General features: G+C 70.1%; 11 protein-coding genes. 8 read left to right on the top strand and 3 right to left on the bottom strand.

The window, feature by feature from the left end; translation table 11 throughout:
- The first annotated feature begins 131 nt into the window (after nt 1-131).
- A complete protein-coding gene (locus IE066_RS01035; protein WP_189446477.1) occupies nt 132-410 on the top strand; it encodes a hypothetical protein in 279 nt (92 codons plus the stop codon).
- Nucleotides 411-510: 100 nt separating this feature from the next.
- Here the strand turns inward: IE066_RS01035 and IE066_RS01030 are convergent, their stop codons facing one another.
- On the bottom strand, nt 511-816 hold the full coding sequence (locus IE066_RS01030) for an energy transducer TonB (RefSeq protein ID WP_189446476.1): 306 nt from the start codon (nt 814-816) through the stop codon (nt 511-513).
- Between the two features lie 284 nt (nt 817-1,100).
- On the opposite strand from IE066_RS01030, the gene IE066_RS14920 reads away from it, so the two are divergent.
- From IE066_RS14920 to IE066_RS00995, 7 genes are all read left to right on the top strand, one after another.
- Nucleotides 1,101-3,752, top strand: a complete 2,652-nt coding sequence (locus IE066_RS14920) for a methyl-accepting chemotaxis protein (RefSeq protein ID WP_308427405.1) — start codon at nt 1,101-1,103, stop codon at nt 3,750-3,752.
- Between the two features lie 214 nt (nt 3,753-3,966).
- Entirely contained in the window at nt 3,967-6,192 is a 2,226-nt protein-coding gene (locus tag IE066_RS01020; RefSeq protein WP_189446475.1) for a putative bifunctional diguanylate cyclase/phosphodiesterase, read from the top strand.
- The gene (locus IE066_RS01015) at nt 6,185-7,066 is read left to right on the top strand and encodes a CheR family methyltransferase (protein WP_189446474.1); all 882 of its coding nucleotides are present in this window, start codon (nt 6,185-6,187) and stop codon (nt 7,064-7,066) included. Before IE066_RS01020 ends, IE066_RS01015 begins: the two co-directional genes overlap by 8 nt.
- A complete protein-coding gene (cheD, locus tag IE066_RS01010; protein WP_189446473.1) occupies nt 7,066-7,677 on the top strand; it encodes a chemoreceptor glutamine deamidase CheD in 612 nt (203 codons plus the stop codon). Before IE066_RS01015 ends, cheD begins: the two co-directional genes overlap by 1 nt.
- Entirely contained in the window at nt 7,674-8,744 is a 1,071-nt protein-coding gene (locus IE066_RS01005) for a protein-glutamate methylesterase/protein-glutamine glutaminase (protein ID WP_189446472.1), read from the top strand. The genes cheD and IE066_RS01005 overlap by 4 nt, the downstream gene beginning before the upstream one ends.
- Before the next feature lie 168 nt (nt 8,745-8,912).
- Nucleotides 8,913-10,082 (top strand): methyl-accepting chemotaxis protein, encoded by a 1,170-nt coding sequence (locus IE066_RS01000; RefSeq protein ID WP_189448696.1) that lies wholly within the window; start codon nt 8,913-8,915, stop codon nt 10,080-10,082.
- A gap of 99 nt (nt 10,083-10,181) precedes the next feature.
- On the top strand, nt 10,182-11,399 hold the full coding sequence (locus IE066_RS00995) for an ATP-binding protein (RefSeq protein ID WP_189446471.1): 1,218 nt from the start codon (nt 10,182-10,184) through the stop codon (nt 11,397-11,399).
- On the opposite strand, the gene IE066_RS00990 is transcribed toward IE066_RS00995, so the two are convergent.
- The gene (locus IE066_RS00990) at nt 11,388-12,209 is read right to left on the bottom strand and encodes a TrmH family RNA methyltransferase (protein WP_189446470.1); all 822 of its coding nucleotides are present in this window, start codon (nt 12,207-12,209) and stop codon (nt 11,388-11,390) included. The two genes, IE066_RS00995 and IE066_RS00990, sit on opposite strands and share 12 nt — an antisense overlap.
- An 84-nt stretch (nt 12,210-12,293) precedes the next feature.
- Nucleotides 12,294-15,419, bottom strand: a complete 3,126-nt coding sequence (locus IE066_RS00985; protein WP_189446469.1) for an efflux RND transporter permease subunit — start codon at nt 15,417-15,419, stop codon at nt 12,294-12,296.
- Between the last annotated feature and the right edge of the window lie 45 nt (nt 15,420-15,464).

The raw sequence follows: 15,464 nt of genomic DNA, 5'->3' as shown, positions 1-15,464 counted from the left end.
CGCATTGCGGAACGTTCCACGGAATCGCGGGCAAGTCGCTACCGTCGCTTCCGTCAGCTGCAGCCCTTCCCCGTCGATCCGGGGACGCCGTCCACCGGCGGGCGCTGCCTCCCAGCGCGCCAGGATTCCCCATGAACTTCCACATCTTCGAGCGCACCGACGGGGCGTTGCTTCTGATGCCGTCCATGCTCGATCCGCAGGGCGGCCACGGCCGTTCCGACGAGCTGCGCCCGCGCGGCGCCCTCGACTGCGACCTGTCGGTCTTCAGCGCCGAACTCGTCACCCAGCTCGGCCTGCACGGCCGCGCCGTCGTGCAGGGGCACGACCGTGAACTGCTGATCACGCGGATGCGGCTGGCCGATACCTCGGCAGCGGGCAGCGACGAGGCGGTGTCGCTGTCCAACAACTGAGGCGCTTCGCACGTCGCACAAAAAAAGCCGCGCATCAGCGCGGCTTCTTTTTGTGCGCGACATGCCCGCCGGCGATCCGGCGGACTGACCTTCCGATGGATCACATCGAGAAGTTCAGGCGCACCTTGCCCTTGCCGCCGCCCGGGGCGAACTGCCACTGCTTGACTGCGCGAACGGCGGCCTGCTCGAAGGTGCGGGTGGGCTTAGCATTGACGACGGACACGGCCGCGACCTTGCCGGCCGGATCGACTTCGAACTCGACGTCGACGTAACCGGTGGTGCCGGCGCGGGCCGCTTCCGGCGGATAGGTCGGTTCGACGCGCTTGATCGGCTGCAGGTCGGCCGCCCGGACCGGCAGCGCGGTGCCCAGCGCCATCGCGACCGCGAATACGAGGGAACGATTCATGGGGGGTCTCCTGAAAAATACGTGGCGCGGCGCTCGCGGCGCCGTAACCGGGGGATCGGCCATCCCGCGGGGTTCTTTAACCCTCGACCCCACTTCCGGCCGCCCTCGTGCGCCGTTCATGACGCGCATCCCAGAAGCGACCGGACCAAGGTCGCACTGGGGCGTGGCTCGTCACGAAACCTGCACCCGCGGCCCGAAAACCGGGCGGCCGTCACTAAAGTTCATGGCGCGCGCGCCGATGACGCTCCCAGTCGACCCATGAAGGGTCTTCGTCCGAGGCTGTCATGAGTTCCAACACTTCCTCCATCGCCGATCGCATCCTCGCGCCGGCCACGCGACTGATGAGCCGGCTGCGTTTCACGCAGAAGGCGATGCTCATCGGCGGCGCATTCGCCCTTACCTGCGCGGTGCTCGGCACGCTGGTCGTGCGCAATACGCAGCAGCAGATCTCGGACGCCAAACTGGCCGGCAGTACTTCGGTCGAGCTGCGCACGCTCAACGATGCGATGTTCGCCATGCAGGCGCATCGCGACCTGATGATGCTCAAGCTCTACAACTCGCCGCCCAGCGCGGCGAAGATCGACGACATCAACAAGCGCGTCGCCGAAGCCTTCAAGGCCGTCGAGACCTGGCGGAAGGATTACGAAACGACCGCTTCGCTGGACGCGCAGCTGGCCGCGGCCAGGACCGCCTGGGCCGCCGCGCAGACGCCGCAGGCCGACGCGAGCGCGATGGTCGCCGCGCATAACAAGGCGCTGCGGCAGATGCGCCTCCTGACGCGCGAATACGCCTCCACAGGTGGCGTGGACGTCACCTCCGATCCGGGCGAGTTCTATACCGGCCGCGCCATCTCCGAATGGATGCCGCTACTGAGCAACGCCAGCGCCACCTACGGCACCACGGCCGCGCACGTGCTGGGCGAGCAGTCGATCTGGACCGAGGACCGCGCCGACTTTGCTTCCTCCAGCAGCATGGCGGACTTCCTGATCGACCGCGTGACGCTCGACGTCGCCAACCTCAAGCGCTCCTCGCCGCACGTGGCTGCGCTGGTTTCGAAGCAGATGGACGACGCGGTCAAGGCCGTCCTCGCGCACCGCGAGTTCGTGCAGAAGAACGTGATCGACGCCGAAACCCAGGACATGCCGTTCCCGGCGCTGGTCGCCCAGAACAAGAAGCTGCAGGACGCCGTGATGGCGGCCTCGGAGGCGATGGGCCAGGCGATGGACACCGCGTCGGAAGACAACGTCGCCGCGCTGCAGCGCCAGGCCGCGATCGTCTTCGCGATCGTGCTGCTGACCCTGCTGCTCTCGACCTACCTGTTCTTCGGCTTCAGCCGCAGCACGCAGGACTCGCTCGCCAAGATCAAGAACGCGGCCGAGATGCTGGCGGTCGGCCAGTTCCCGGACAAGGTCGGCGTGAAGAGCCAGGACGAGCTGCGCGTGATCGGCGACGGCATCGAGAACGCCGTCGGCGCGCTGCGCGGCTTCGCGAAGGCGCAGCAGGACATGTTCAACGAGCACCAGGCCGGCAACATCGAGTACCGCATCGACGCCGAGCAGTTCCCGGGCTCGTACGGCGTGATGGCCGACGAGATCAACTCGCTGACCTTCTCGCACGTCGATTCGATGCTGGACATGCTGTCGATCGTCGGCGAGTACGGCCGCGGCGACCTGACCCGCGACATCGAGCGCTATCCGGGCAAGAAGGCGGCCGCCACCGACGCGGTCGACGCCGTCAAGGCCGGCATGCTGAGCGTCAACGGCGAGATCCGCCGCCTGGTCGAGGCCGCGCGCAACGGCGACTTCCGCCAGCGTGGCGACGCCGAGGCGTTCGAGTTCGTCTACCGCGAGATCATCTCCAACCTCAACGAGCTGATGGAGAGCGCGGACCGCGGCCTCGGCGAAGTGGGCTCGCTGCTCGCGGCGGTCTCCGACGGCGACCTCACGCAGAACGCGGACGAGAACCTGCCGGGCCAGTTCGGCGAGCTCGCGCACAACGCCAACCGCACCGTGCAGCAGCTGGCGGGCATCGTCGGCCAGATCCGCATGGGCAGCCAGCTGATCAACACCGCGGCCGGCGAGATCGCCTCCGGCAACAGCGACCTCTCGGCGCGTACCGAGTCGCAGGCCGCGTCGCTGGAGGAAACGGCCTCGTCGATGGAGGAACTCACCTCCACCGTGCGCCAGAACGCCGACAACGCGCGCCAGGCCAACCAGCTCGCTGTCGGCGCCGCCGACGTCGCGCAGCAGGGCGGCCAGGTGGTCAACAAGGTCGTCGACACGATGGGCGCGATCAACGCGGCCAGCCGCAAGATCGTCGACATCATCAGCGTCATCGACGGCATCGCGTTCCAGACCAACATCCTCGCGCTCAACGCGGCGGTGGAAGCGGCGCGCGCCGGCGAGCAGGGCCGCGGCTTCGCGGTTGTGGCGGCCGAGGTACGCTCGCTCGCGCAGCGTTCGGCGCAGGCGGCGAAGGAGATCAAGGGCCTGATCACCGACTCGGTGGAGAAGGTCGGCGAAGGCACGCAGCTGGTCGACCAGGCCGGCCAGACGATGCAGGAGATCGTCACCAGCGTGAAGCGCGTGAGCGACATCATCGCGGACATCTCGGCCGCCTCGCAGGAGCAGTCGACCGGCATCGAGCAGGTCAACCAGGCCATCCTGCAGATGGACGAATCCACGCAGCAGAACGCGACGCTCGTCGAGGAAGCCTCGGCGGCTGCGCGCTCGCTGGAGCAGCAGGCCGTGCAGCTGGTCGAGACCGTCGCCGCGTTCCGCCTCGACGAGGCTCAGGCCGAGGTCAACGCCGCGCTCGCGCGTGCGGTCGATCCGGTGAAGAAGGCCGCACCGGCCAAGGCCGCCCCGATCGCGGCGGCGAAGACCCGCAAGACGGCCAAGAGCAGCGGCAACGAGCAGCACTGGCAGGAGTTCTGATCCCGCCGTGGCAACGACGAACGACGCCGGCCCAGCGCCGGCGTCGTTCGTTTGGCGAATCGCGCGGTCGCACCGCAGCCGTGACCGGCTTCGCACTCCCTGAATGCTCACCGCCCGCGACGCTTCAGCCAGGGTCGTACGGGGCCGTTAACTGACGGGCGCATAGCCCGGTTCACCGCACGGACCGCAACCGGCCGCCCATCGAAGGACCTCAATGGCGCTCTCCTCCACCCCGTCGGACCTTTCGCTGCCCTCACCCTCGTTGCTGGCGGAGGCGCTCGCCCATGCCTCGGGCTGGGGCGCGGAGTTCGACGACGTGGTCGCGCTCGCCGCGCGCGTCGCCGATGCGCCCTTCGCCTGGCTCACGCTGGCCGATGCGTCGGGTGCCATGCAGGTGGTCGCGCGCTTCGGGCTCGACGAGGGCATGGACGACTCGCTGCTGGCGCTGGTCGAGTCGCTGAATCCCGAGTTGCCGCGCCTCACCGTGCCCGATGCCCAGGATGACCCCTGCTTCGTCGACGAACCCGTCGTCGCCGGCGCGCCCGCGCTGCGCTTCGTGCACGCGCAGGCGCTGCTGGGCGACGCCGGCCACATCGGCACGCTGGCGATCGCCGACGCCGCGCCGCGTGCGTCCTGCGGACGCGAAACGATGCAGGCCCTCGCCCGCGTGGTCCTGCTGGGCGAGAAGCTGATCGAGCGTCACTGCCTGCAGCGCCGCAACCGCATCGCCACGCAGATCATGCAGGCCGGCTTCAACGCGATGATCGTTACCGACGAGCACGGCCAGCTCACCCTCGCCAACCGTGCCGCCGAGATGCTGTTCGGCATGCGCGTGCGGCAGATCCGCGGCATGCCGCTGGACGTGCTGTTCCCCGCGCAGCTGCAGGCCGATCCGGCGGCCGTCACCGCCTGGTTGCAGGCCGACGACGCCGAGGCCACCGGGCGGGCCCCGCAGCAGCAGCTACAGGTGCGCGGGCCGAACGGCGACGTGCGCACGCTCGAAGGCACGCGCTGCGTCTGGCGGCTCGGCCAGGGCCATGGCCGTGCCTTCATCCTGCGCGACATCACCGACGACCTCGCACAGCAGGCCACGCTGCGCCAGCTCGCGCTCTACGACGCGCTGACCGGCCTGCCCAACCGCACCGCGCTGGTCGAGGCGCTGACCGCGCGCCTGGAGGCCACCGAGTCCCCGCTGGCGCTCGCACTGCTGGGTCTCGACAACTTCAAGACCATCAACGACACGCTCGGCCACGCGGCCGGCGACACGGTGCTGCAGGCCGTGGCCTCGCGCCTGCGCCTGGCGCTTCCCGCGGGCGTGCAGGTGGGTCGCTTCGGCGGCGACGAATTCGGCGTGCTGTTCGACGGCATCGCCACCGCCGACCTGCCGCCGCTGCTCGAATGCATGCTGCAGGCCGTCGGCGAGCCGATGGAGGTGGTGGGCACGCCGGTCCATTTCGAGGCCAGCGTCGGCATCGCCGTGCGCGAGGACCTGCACAGCGAGGACTCACTGCCCAACGCGAGCGAGCTGATCGCGCGCGCCGACCTCGCGCTGTACAAGGCCAAGGCGCGCGGCGGCCGGCAGTGGTGCCGCTACGACCTCGGCATGCGCCGCGAGGTGATCGACCGCCGCATGCTGGAAGTCGAGCTGCGGCGTGCATTCGCGCGCGGCGAGTTCGAGCTGCACTACCAGCCGCAGGTCGACCTCGCCAACGGGCTGACCTTCGGCGCCGAGGCGCTGCTGCGCTGGCGCCATCCCGAGCGCGGCCTGCTCGCGCCGGCGGCCTTCCTCGACGTGCTGGCCTCTAGCGCGCTCGCCAACGACGTCGGCCGCTGGATCATCCGCCAGGCCTGCCGCGACGCCGCGACGTGGCCGGAAGTCGGCGGTCGCCGCATCGACATCAGCATCAACCTGTTCCCCGGCCAGGTGCACGAGACCGACCTGCGCCACGACGTCGACGTCGCGCTGCGCGAAAGCGGGCTCGCGCCGGAACGGCTGGAGCTCGAGATCACCGAGACCATCGCGCTCAAGCCCGACGACAGCGCGTCCTACGCGCTGGCTGCGCTACGTGACCGCGGCGTGCGGCTGTCGTTCGACGACTTCGGTACCGGCTTCGCATCGCTGTCGATGCTGCAGCGCTTCCCGATCGACCGGGTCAAGATCGACCGTTCGTTCGTGCGCGACATGCTCGACAACCGCGGTGACGCCGCGATCGTAAAGTCCATCGTGCTGATCTCGCGCAACATGGAGCTGCACGTCACCGCCGAGGGCGTGGAAAGCCAGGCGCAGGCCGAACTGTTGCGCGGCCTGGGCTGCAACGCGGCACAGGGTTTCCTGTACTCGCCGGCGCTGTCGCCGCGCGCGTTCGAGGACTGGCTGGCCGCGCAGACCGCCAACCCTGCCGCCGCGCCCTGGCGCAGGCTGGAGGCGCAGGATGGCTGAGGGCCTCGCCCGGCAGCGCGGCGCCGACGCACCGGTCGGCGCGAGCCTCGAGCGCGTGTTCGCGTTCGAGGATCGCGACTTCGCGCGCATCGCCCGGCTCATCCACCAGCGCGCCGGCATCTCGCTCGGCCCGCACAAGCGCGACATGGTCTATAGCCGCCTCGTGCGGCGGCTGCGCGCGGGCGGGTTCACGCGCTTCGCCGACTATCTCGACGCGCTCGAGCACAGCGGCGATGCCGAGGAATGGCAGGCCTTCGTCAACTGCCTGACCACCAACCTCACCTCGTTCTTCCGCGAGGCCTATCACTTCGAAGCGCTGATCCGGCAGCTGCGCGAGGCGCCGCGCCCGCGCGCGGACGCACCGCTGCGTATCTGGTGCGCGGCGGCGTCCACCGGCGAGGAGCCGTGGTCGCTGGCGATCACCGCCTGCGAGGCCTTCGGCACGCTCGCGCCGCCGGTGCGCATCCTCGCGACCGACATCGACACGCAGGTGCTGGAAACGGCCGAGCGCGGCGTGTACTCGGTGGAGCGCATCGCCGGCCTGTCGGACGAGCGTAAGCAGGCGTTCTTCCAGCGCGGCAGCGGGCCGCACGAGGGCCAGTGCCGCATCAAACCGGCGCTGCGCGAACTGGTCGAGTTCCGCCCGCTCAATCTGCTCGAGTCGCCCTATCCGATCGCGCCGGGGCTGGCGGCGATCTTCTGCCGCAACGTCATGATCTATTTCGACAAGCCGACGCAGTACGGCCTGCTCCAGCGCATGCGTCCGCTGCTCGGCCCGGGCGGCCTGCTGTACGCCGGCCACTCGGAAAGCTTCAGCCACGCGACCGACCTGTTCACGCCATGCGGCCGCACCATCTACCGGCCCAAACCCTGATGTCCGCCGCACTGGCCATTGCCGATCCCGGCACCTATTACGACGAGGCGCTGCAGACGCACGCCTTCCGGCTGCTGCCGGCCGAGTATCGCGTCACCGACCAGCCGATCGCGCTGGTGACGCTGCTCGGCTCCTGCGTGGCCGCCTGCCTGTACGACCCTGCGGTCGGCGTCGGCGGCATGAACCACTTCATGCTGCCCGACAGCGAGCCCGCATCGATGGCCGCGAAGTCCGACGGCAGCGCGCGCTACGGCGCGCATGCGATGGAACTGCTGATCAACGACCTGCTCAAGCGCGGCGCGCGGCGCAACCGCCTGCAGGCCAAGGTGTTCGGCGGCGGCAACGTGCTGCGCGGCTTCACCAGCGATCCGATCGGCACCCGCAACGCGCGCTTCGTGGTCGACTATCTGGAAGCCGAGCGCATCCCGATCATCGCCCGCGACCTCGGCGACGTGCATCCGCGCAAGGTCTGCTTCTTCGTGCAGACCGGCCGCGCGCTGGTGCGCCACCTGCCGGTCACGCGCGACGAGGAGATCGTCAAGGCCGAGCGCGCGCTGTACGGCCGCCTGTCGCATACGCCGGTCGCCGGCAGCGTCGAGCTGTTCTCATGAGCGCCATCGCCCGCGCGCCCCGGGAGGGCCGCCGCATCCGCGTGCTGGTGATCGACGATTCCGCGCTGATCCGCCAGCTTATGACCGAGCTGCTGTCGGCCGATCCCGGCATCGTCGTCGTCGGCACGGCGGCCGATCCGTTCATCGCGCGGGAGAAGATCAAGCAGCTACGGCCCGACGTGCTCACGCTCGACGTCGAGATGCCGCGCATGGACGGGCTGACCTTCCTGCAGAACCTCATGCGCCTTCGGCCGATGCCGGTGGTGATGGTGTCCTCGCTGACGCAGGCGGGCGCGGGCGTCACGCTCGACGCGCTCTCGCTCGGCGCCGTCGATTTCGTCACAAAGCCCTCGATCGATGTCGCCCGCGGCATGGCCGAGTACGCGTCGGTGCTGCAGCAGAAGGTGCGCGCGGCGGCGTCCGCGCGCGTGGCGCGCGTCGAAACGCGTCCACTGACGGTCGAGTCGATCTCGGCGATGAGTTATCGCACCACCGATCGCCTGCTCGCGATCGGCGCGTCCACCGGCGGCACTGAGGCGATCCGCGAGGTGCTGTCGGCGATGCCGGCCGACGCGCCCGCGATCGTGATCGCGCAGCACATCCCCGCGCAGTTCAGCACCGCCTTCGCCGAGCGCCTGGACCGCCACAGCCGCATGACGGTGATGGAGGCGCAGGACGGCCAGCAGATCATGCCGGGTCATGCCTACATCGCCCCCGGCGGCCGCCACCTGCGCGTACAGCGCAGTGGCGCGCGCTGGCATTGCCGCCTCGGCGACGACAACCCGGTGAGCGGCCACCGCCCGAGCGTGGACGTGCTGTTCGAGTCGGTGGCCGAGCATGCCGGTCGCAATGCGAGCGCCGCACTGCTGACCGGCATGGGCGACGACGGCGCGCGCGGCCTGCTGAAGCTGCGCGAGGCCGGCGCGGCCACCATCGCGCAGGACCAGGCCACCAGCGTGATCTGGGGCATGCCCGGCGCCGCTGTGGCGCGCGGTGCGGCGATGGAGGTGGCGCCGCTCGGCGAGATCGCCCCGCGCCTGCTGGCGACGACGACCGGCACGAACTGACGCGCGGCGAGTACGGCGGATCCGGCGACGCTCCATACCCCGCCGCACCTGCCCGACGCGAAAAACACGCGCGAAAACACGGCCCGCGATGCGAAACCGCGACCGCCGCCACTAAAGCCCCCCTCGCGACGGCCGTTATCGCCCATGACCCTCTTCCAGAGAGCCGCGATGGACTCCCGCGTACTAATCCGAATCGCAGCGCCGGTAGCGCTCACCTTCCTCGTCATGCTCGCCGTCGGGCTGGACTGGCCGACCGCGGTGACATGGGGTGCGCTCGTCGCCATGACCGCCGCCTGGCTCGCCTTCGCCTGGTCGGTCAGCCATTCGGGCGGCAAGCAGGTCTCGATGGTGCGCGAGCAGACGCGCGTCCTCGAGGAACTGCGCACTTTCGTCACCGCCGAGATCGGCGGTTCGAAGAACGAGCTCGACCGCACCAAGGACCTGATCCGCGAGGCCGTCGCCAAGCTCGGCACGAGCTTCGAGGCGGTGAACCGCAAGTCGCGCGAGCAGAGCCAGATCGTGGCGCGCATCGTCGACCGCACCGGCGACAACGGCGGCGGCGTGGACGTGCAGCGCTTCGCGCAGCAGGCCAGCCAGCAGATGGAGCAGCTCGTCGAGGCGCTCGAGGCCGTGTCCGGCCAGAGCAGCCACACGGTCACGCACATCGACGCCATGGCCGAGCACCTCGACGGCATCTTCGCGCTGCTCGAGGACGTCAAGTCGATCGCCGACCAGACCAACCTGCTCGCGCTCAATGCCGCGATCGAGGCGGCGCGCGCCGGCGAGGCGGGCCGCGGCTTCGCGGTCGTCGCCGACGAGGTGCGCAACCTCTCCGAGCGCAGCACCGCGTTCAACGAGCAGATCCGCAAGCTGGCCTACAGCTCCAAGGACGCGATTCACAAGGTGCGCGAAACCGTCACCAACATGGCTTCGCGCGACATGGACCGCGCCCGCTCGGCGCGCGGCGAAGCCGCCGCGATGCTCGACCGCGTCGAAGTCATCAACCGCTCGCTGTCGACCGGCATGCGCGACATCTCCGACTGCGGCCGTGCCATCGACGGCTCGGTCTCCGAGGCGGTGCGCTCGCTGCAGTTCGAGGACATCGCGACGCAGGCGCTGGGCGCGGCGAACGTGCACCTCGACCGCCTGTCGGCAATCAACCGCGAGGCCGTCGCGCTGCAGGAACTGCTGCACCGGCCGCACCATGACGCCGAAGTGCAGCGCGCGCTCGGCCAGATCGCACAGCGCATCGCCACCATGCGCGGCGAGTGGGAGCGTCCGCCGCACAAGCCGGTGATGCAGCAGTCGATGGAGGCCGGCGGCATCGAGCTGTTCTGACCGCCGTCCGCACGACCCGAGCCGGGGCCGCCACCGCGAGGTGCGCGGCCCCTTTTTTCTTGCGCGCGCTAAAACCGCGACGCATGGCACACTTCACCGATGCCGACGGACGCCCCCGAGTCTCCGGGCGGCCCGCGCCGCCAGGCCGCACTGATGCTCGCGCCGGTGCTGCTGATCGCGCTGGGCCTGCCCTATGCCCTGCACCTGCCCGCACGTGCCGCCGCGGCCGTGACGGTCGGCGTGCTCGCCGCGGCCACGCTCGCCGCCTCGTCCATGCGGCGTGCGTTCGATACGCGTGGCGGCGCGGATGCCGCGCTGCCCGTCGACCTGATCGCGGCGCTGCCGCAGGCCGCCGTTCTGCTCGTCGACGGCCGCGTGCGTGTCGCCAACGCACCCGCACAGGCGCTGCTGGGCCTGCACGACACGGACATGCACGACGCGGATCCGTCCGCCTGGTTCGGCGAGCGCGGCGCCAGCCGCACACTGCTGCATGGCCCGTCGGGCGATCACGAGGCGACGCTGGGGCGTGGGGATACGCGCATCGACATACAGGTCTGCGCACGCGAGCTCGGCGGTCGGCAGCGGCTTCTTCTCATTCGCGAAGCCGATAACGACCTCGCCGCACGCGTCGAAGCGCAGCGCGCCGAGCTGCAGACGCTCGCGCGCCGCCTGATGACGGTGCAGGAGGACGAACGCGCCGCCATCTCGCGCGAGCTGCACGACGACATCGGCCAGGCGATCACCGCCATCAAGCTCTGCGCGACCTCGCTCGCCGAAGGTCCGGAGCCGATGCGTCAGGCGGTGGTGCTGGAAATGGCGCAGGAAATCGCCACCGTCGCCGACCAGACGGTCGCAAAGCTGCGGGACCTCTCGCTGCTGCTGCGTCCACCGCAGCTCGACGCGCTGGGCCTGGAAGCCGCGCTGCGCTGGCAGGCCGGCGCGCTGTTCCGCGGCGACCTGCCGCGCATCGAACTCGACATTCCCCCGCTGGACTGCCGCCCACCGCGCGACATCGAGCTGGCCTGCTTCCGCATCGCGCAGGAAGCGCTGACCAACGTGCTGCGCCACGCGCGCGCCGGCCGCGTCGCCCTGCACCTGCGCTGCGACGACACCGACCTGCGGCTGCGCATCGAGGACGACGGCTGCGGCATCGCGGCCGGCCATCGCGCGGGGCTGGGATTGATCACGATGCGCGAACGCGCTCGCCTCGTCGGTGGCGAGCTGACCATCGATAGCCGCCCGGGCCGTACGCGCATCGATGTGGTGTTGCCGCTGCCCGAGGACGGCGACGCCCGCAGCGGCCTGCTACAGGGCTGAGCGCGCGCGTCGGCGCCATTCCGCGAGGAGCACCGCCGTCGCCGAGGCCACGTTGAGGCTTTCGACGGCGCCGCTGCCCGGGATCGACAGACGCAGGTCCAGGTTCTGGGCGAACGTGCGATCCATGCCGCCGCCTTCGGCACCCATCACGTAGACCAGTCGCGGCGGCAGCTCGGCCTCGAAGAGGTCGTCGCCGCCCTCGACGAGCGTCGCGGCCAGGCGGAAACCGGCGCCGTGCAACTGCGCGATGGAATTGTCCGCGCGTCCCAGCCGCACCAGCGGCACGGCTTCGGCGCCGCCTTCGGCCACGCGTGCTGCCGCGCCCGAAAGGGTCAGCGTCGCTTCCTTCGGCAGCAGGATCGCGCCGACGCCGAAGTGCGCGGCCGAGCGCAGGATCGCGCCGAAGTTGTGCGGATTACCCACGCCGTCGAGCCACAGCGCGCACTGCGGGCCCGCGGGCAGGTCGCGAAGCCAAGTCGACAGCGGCATCGGCGGCTCGCGCAGCACGTCCGCCACCACGCCTTCGTGGTGCGAGCTCGACGCGAGCTTCTGCAGGTCGCCCTCCTCCACCACGCGGTAGCCGACGCGATGGGCGACGCACCACTTCAGCAACGGCTGCAGCGCCGGAATGCGCGCCTCGGCGAGGTAGACCTTGCGGATGGCTTCCGGACGACGCGCGAACACCGCCCGGATCGCGTTCAGCCCGTACACGCGCAGCTCGTCGCGGGCCTCGGCCGCCGGCGCGGCATCCGGTCGCGGCGTGCGCGGGCCACGGCCATAGGGAGACGGAGGTCGGTTCATGGCGGGCATCGCGTGGGGATTCGACGCGCATTGTCGTCGAAGCGGCGCACGCGGCGCGTGGCCGCGCCGCCGGAGCGACGCGGCCACATTCGGCTACGCGTGTCCGCCGGCCTGCGGCGTCGACGCTTCCAGCGCCTCGAGCTCCTGCGACACCGCCTCCGGCGAGCGCGTGTACTTCGCCAGCAGCACGTAGAACGCCGGCACGATGAACAGCGACAGCAGCGTCGAGAACGACACGCCGAAGATGACCACCACGCCGATCGCCGCGCGGCTCGCCGAGCCCGGGCCGCCGGCAAGCACCAGCGGCACCGCGCCGACGACGGTGGCGATCGAGGTCATCAGGATCGGGCGCAGGCGCACGGCCGAGCTCTCGACGATGGCCTGGTGGATCGAGCGGCCCTCGTCGCGAAGCTGGTTGGCGAACTCGACGATCAGGATGCCGTTCTTCGCCGCCAGGCCCACCAGCATCACGATGCCGATCTGGCTGAAGAGATTCAGCGTGCCGCCGGTCATCCAGATGCCCAGCAGGGCACCGAGCACGCCCAGCGGCACCGTCAGCATGATCACCAGCGGGTGCACGAAGCTCTCGAACTGCGCGGCCAGCACCAGGAACACCACCAGCAACGCGAGCGCGAAGGTCAGCACCACGGCGCCGCCGGCCTGCTGGAACTCGCGCGATTCGCCCTTCCAGTCGATCTGCGCCTGGTCCGGCAGTTCCTCGCGCACGGTGTTCTCGAGGAAGCTGATCGCGTCGCCCATGCGATAGCCGGGCGTCAGGCCGGCGCTGAGGGTGATCGCACGCAGGCGGTTGAAGCGGTTGAGGCTGCCGGGCTCTGCGATCTCGCGCAGCGTGACCAGGTTCGACAGCGGCACCAGCGAGCCGTCCGCCGCGCGCACCTGGATCGCCTGCAGGTCGGCCGGTGAGGCGCGCGTGGCGCGGTCGGCCTGCATGATCACGTCGTATTCCTCGCCGTTCTGCACGAACGTGGTGACGCGACGGCTGCCCATCATCGTCTCCAGCGCATGGCCGATCTCGGTGACGCTCACGCCGAGGTCCGAGGCGCGCGCGCGGTCGATCTCGACGCGCATCTGCGGGCGCGTTTCCTTGTAGTCGGAATCGACGCCGAAGAAGCCCGGGTTCTGCTCCATGCGCGCCTGCAGCGCATCGCGCCACTTCACCAGCTCGGCGTAGTCCGGCCCGCCCAGCACGATGTTGATCGGCTGGCCGCGCGAACGGACGAGGCCGCCGCCCACCTGCGCCGCCGCACGCACGCCGGGCAGCTTCGCGAAGTCCTTCTTCAGGCTGTCGGCGACGTCCGCGGTGCTGCGATCGCGCTTGTCCCAGTCCTGCAGGAACACCGCGATGCGGCCGGTGTGCATCTCCTCGCTGGCACCGAAGCCGCCGGGCACGCGCGGGTTGTAGCGCGCGATCTCCTTGTCCGGCCCGGTGCGCGCCGCGATGATCTGCTCGACCTGCTTGACCTGGCCGACGGTGTAATCGAAACCCGCGCCCTCGGGGCCGGTGATGCTCACCTGGAACGAGCCGCGGTCCTCCGCGGGCGCGAGTTCCGACGGCACCGCCTTGAACAGCAGGAAGCTTGCGACCAGCGCCGCCAGCATCAGCGCGCCGAAGATCCACGGGCGTTCGACGCTGCGGTCGAGGAAGCGCCGGTAGCGGCCGCTCACCGACTCCAGCCGCGTGTTCACCCAGCGCGTGACCGGGTTGGATTTTTCCTCGCTGTGCGGACGCACCAGCTTCGACGACATCATCGGCGTGAGCGTCAGCGCGACGAAGGCCGAGAGCGCGACGGCGCCGGCGAGCGCCACCGACAGCTCGCGGAACAGGCGACCGGTATTGCCCTGCATGAAGCCGATCGGCAGGAATACCGACACCAGCACCGCGGTGGTGGCGATGACCGCGAACGCCACCTGCTTGGTGCCGCGCGAGGCCGCGACGAGACGCGGCTCGCCGAGGTCCGCACGGCGCTGGATGTTCTCCAGCACCACGATCGCGTCGTCGACCACCAGGCCGATGCAGAGCACCAGCGCGAGCAGCGTCAGCAGGTTGATGGAGTAGCCGAAGGCGTACAGCGGGATGAACGCGGCCACCAGGCAGACCGGCACTGTCACCGCCGGGATCAGCGCGGCGCGGAAGCTGCCGAGGAACAGCCAGATCACCACCAGGACCAGCACGATCGCCTCGACCAGCGTGTGGTAGACGCGCTCGACCGCGGCGTCGATGAACGTGGTGGTATCGAATGCGACGAACATGTCGGTGCCGGCCGGCAGCGACGGGCGGATGTCCTCGATCGCTTCGCGCGCCGCGCGGGCCACGTCGAGGCTGTTGGCCGTGGACGTCTTCACGATGCCCAGGCCGATGTTGTTCTCGCCGTTGCTGCGGTAGTACGCGCGCCGCTCGGCGGTGGTGAGTTCCACGCGCGCCACGTCGCCCAGGCGCACGACGTAGCCGTCGGCGCCCTTCTTCACCGGCATCTGCGCGAAGTCCTGGGGCTTCTGGTAGCCGCGGGCCACGCGCAGGGTGAAGTCGCGCGTCTCCGATTCGATGCGGCCGGCCGGCAACTCGACGTTCTCGGCGCGCATCACGCCCTCGATGTCGCCGACGGTGATGCCGCGCGCGGCCATCGCGTCGCGATCGAGCCAGACGCGCATGGCATAGCGCTGCTGGCCGCCGATGCGCACCTGCGCCACGCCTTCCAGCGACGCGAGGCGGTCGACGATGTAGCGCTCCGCGTAGTCGGACAGCTGCAGCGTGTCCATCGCGGTCGAGCTCATGTTGAGCCAGATGATCGGGTCGGAATCGCTCTCGACCTTCGCGATCTCGGGCGCGTCGGCCTCGTCGGGCATGCGGTCGACGACGCGGCTGATCGCGTCGCGCACGTCGTTGGCGGCGGCTTCGATGTCGCGCGACAGGGTGAACTCGATGCTGATCGACGCTCGCCCGTTGACGCTGCGCGACTCGATCGTCTCCACGCCCTCGATGCCCGAGAGCGCGTCCTCCAGCACCTGCGTGATGCGCGTCTCCACCACGCTGGCCGACGCGCCCGGATAGGTGACGCTCACCGAGACGATGGGCGGATCGATCGCAGGCAGTTCGCGCAGGGTAAGGCGGCTGAAGGCCATCACGCCCAAGGTGATGAGCAGCAGGCTCATCACGGTGGCGAATACGGGGCGGCGGATGGAAAGCTCGGAGAGGTTCATCGCATCGGATTCCGGCGCGGCGCCCGGAGGCACGGACTACTGGGA

The sequence above is a fragment of the Cognatilysobacter xinjiangensis genome (assembly GCF_014651995.1).
Lineage (GTDB): Bacteria > Pseudomonadota > Gammaproteobacteria > Xanthomonadales > Xanthomonadaceae > Cognatilysobacter > Cognatilysobacter xinjiangensis.
Note: the sequence above shows the minus strand (reverse complement) of the source record. Positions and strands in the feature narration are given on the sequence as shown.

Bases quoted from the DNA above. Each gene is read 5' to 3' on its own strand.
- IE066_RS00985 (WP_189446469.1), bottom strand. From the start codon at position 15,419: ATGAACCTCTCCGAGCTTTCCATCCGCCGCCCCGTATTCGCCACCGTG.
- IE066_RS01015 (WP_189446474.1), top strand. From the start codon at position 6,185: ATGGCTGAGGGCCTCGCCCGGCAGCGCGGCGCCGACGCACCGGTCGGC.
- IE066_RS00990 (WP_189446470.1), bottom strand. From the start codon at position 12,209: ATGCCCGCCATGAACCGACCTCCGTCTCCCTATGGCCGTGGCCCGCGC.
- IE066_RS01005 (WP_189446472.1), top strand. From the start codon at position 7,674: ATGAGCGCCATCGCCCGCGCGCCCCGGGAGGGCCGCCGCATCCGCGTG.
- IE066_RS01020 (WP_189446475.1), top strand. From the start codon at position 3,967: ATGGCGCTCTCCTCCACCCCGTCGGACCTTTCGCTGCCCTCACCCTCG.
- IE066_RS14920 (WP_308427405.1), top strand. From the start codon at position 1,101: ATGAGTTCCAACACTTCCTCCATCGCCGATCGCATCCTCGCGCCGGCC.
- cheD (WP_189446473.1), top strand. From the start codon at position 7,066: ATGTCCGCCGCACTGGCCATTGCCGATCCCGGCACCTATTACGACGAG.
- IE066_RS01035 (WP_189446477.1), top strand. From the start codon at position 132: ATGAACTTCCACATCTTCGAGCGCACCGACGGGGCGTTGCTTCTGATG.
- IE066_RS01000 (WP_189448696.1), top strand. From the start codon at position 8,913: ATGGACTCCCGCGTACTAATCCGAATCGCAGCGCCGGTAGCGCTCACC.
- IE066_RS00995 (WP_189446471.1), top strand. From the start codon at position 10,182: ATGCCGACGGACGCCCCCGAGTCTCCGGGCGGCCCGCGCCGCCAGGCC.
- IE066_RS01030 (WP_189446476.1), bottom strand. From the start codon at position 816: ATGAATCGTTCCCTCGTATTCGCGGTCGCGATGGCGCTGGGCACCGCG.